General features: G+C 70.5%; 1 protein-coding gene. It reads left to right on the top strand.

The genetic code is table 11. The features are described 5' to 3' along the window. Window positions 1-2,392, top strand: a 2,392-nt coding sequence (locus K7640_RS29765) for a M36 family metallopeptidase (protein WP_255610219.1), incomplete at both ends; no start/stop codon positions are given.

Here is a 2,392-nt window from a genome sequence, read left to right as displayed (position 1 = left end):
CCGTCCACCCCGTGGCCGCCGCAACATGGCGTTGCTGCTGTCCACCACCCTCGTCGTCTCGTTGACGTCACTCGCCGCCAAACCGGGTTGGGCCGCGCCGGAGGACTCCGGCTCGGCGAAGAGCAACCCGATCTTCCTGACCGGGCCGAACCAGGGCACGCCGGACAAGATCGCGATCGACTACCTGCGCGCCAACCCCGTCCGATACGGCGTCGCGGCCGGTGACCTGCGGGACCTCGCGGTCATCTCCAAATACACCAGCAAGCACAACGGCGTGACCCACGTCAACCTGGCGCAGCGCCACGAGGGCCTGGAGATCTTCGGCGCCGCCGCCACGGTCAACGTGGCCCGCGACGGCAGCGTCGTCTTCGCCGGCGACTCGCTGGTGACCGGCCTGCCCGATGCCAGCCCGCGCACCGCCTCGCTGGACGCGGTGGAGGCGGTGGAGGCGGCGGCCGACGGCCTCGACCTGGCCGAGCCGAAGAACCCGCGGGTGATGAGCCGGGCCACCGACGCGGCCCAGCGCACCGTGGTCTCCGGCAGCGGCATCTCCGACCAGCCGATCCCCGCGAAGCTCGGCTGGCACGCCACCGAGAAGGACGGGCTGCGGCTGGCCTGGCAGGTCGTGATCGACGACTCCACCGACGCCCACCTGTGGAACGCCACGGTGGACGCCGAGACCGGCGACCTGCTCGACAGCGACGACTGGACCATCCACCACGACGCCGACGAACTCGCCGGCAACCTGAACCAGGTGGCCGGCAGGTCGTTGGCGGGCACCTCCGCCAGCACCACGCTGGGCTCGCACAACCCGGTCCAGGACGGATCGAGCTACCGGGTCTACGGCTACCCGACGGAAAGCCCGAACGACGGGCCCCGCAGCCTGGTGACCAACCCGGCGGACGGGACGGCGTCGCCGTACGGCTGGCACGACACCGACGGCGCGCCGGGTGCCGAGCACACCACCACCCAGGGCAACAACGTCCACGCGTACCAGGACCAGGACAACAACAACGCGGCGGACTTCGGCAGCAGCCCGAGCGGCGGGGCGAACCTGAACTTCGACTTCCCGCTCGACCTGAACGAGAACCCGCAGAACTACCGGGACGCGGCGACCGCCAACCTGTTCTACTGGAACAACATCATCCACGACGTCTCGTACCTCTACGGGTTCGACGAGGCGTCCGGGAACTTCCAGATGAACAACTACGGCCGTGGCGGCACGGGTGGCGACTTCGTCCGGGCCGAGGCCGCGGACGGCGGCGGCACCAACAACGCCAACTTCTCCACCCCGGCCGCCGACGGTGGCACCCCGCGGATGCAGATGTACCTGTGGCCGGGCAACCAGTTCGGCGCCCAGAACCAGGTCGTCGTCGACGGCGTTGGCTCGTTCGACGCCACCTGGTCGCGCTACAGCCCGGCGCCGACCTCGGCCGGGCTGTCCGGACAGTTCGTCTACGCGGGCAACGGCTGCGCCACCTCCGCGTACCCCGGTTCGCTGCCGTCGGGCAACTGGATCGCGGTGGTCGACGGCGGCACCGCCGCCTGCACCTACCTTCTGCGTACCCAGGTCGCCCAGTCGCTCGGCGCCAAGGCCGTGGTGGTCGCCCACAACGCCACCGGCGCCGCGCCGGTGCTGACCGGCACCATGACCACCGCGCCGGTCACCATCCCGGCGGTCGCGGTCAACCAGGCCGACGGCGCCGCCGTCAAGGCCGCGATCACCGCCGGCACGACCGCTGGTTCGGTGCGCAAGCACCCGAGCCACCCGGGCATCCGCGACGGTGACCTCGACGCCGGGATCGTCATGCACGAGTACGGGCATGGCATCTCGCTGCGGCTCACCGGTGGCCCGGGGATCAACTGCCTCAGCGGCAACGAGCAGATGGGTGAGGGCTGGAGCGACTACTTCGCGCTCACCACGCTGCTCGACCCGAAGCTCGACACGGCCGACGGCACCCGCGGCCTGGTGCCGTACGTCCTCTTCGAGAAGGACCGCACCGGCAACGGTCTGCGGCCGCGGCCCTACTCGCGGAACATGGAGCTGCAGCCGTTCACCTACGACAGCATCAAGACCGGTGGCTGGCTGAACGGCACCTCGCTGGCCGCGCCGCACGGCATCGGCCACGGCTGGACCTCGGTGCTGTGGGACATGACCTGGGACCTGATCGACCGGCACGGTCTCAACCCGAACGTCTACGACTCCTGGAACACCGGCGGTAACAACCTGTCCCTGCAGTTGGTGATGGACGGGCTGAAGATGCAGGGCTGCGCCCCCGGCTTCGTCACCGGCCGCAACGCCATCATCGCCGCCGACGCGGCGCTGACCGGCGGCGAGAACGCCTGCACCCTGTGGGCCTCCTTCGCCCGCCGCGGTCTGGGCTACAGCGCG

It is taken from the genome of Micromonospora sp. PLK6-60, assembly GCF_019890675.1.
In the GTDB taxonomy this organism is placed as follows: Bacteria; Actinomycetota; Actinomycetes; order Mycobacteriales; family Micromonosporaceae; genus Micromonospora.
This window is presented reverse-complemented; position numbering and strand designations above follow the sequence as displayed.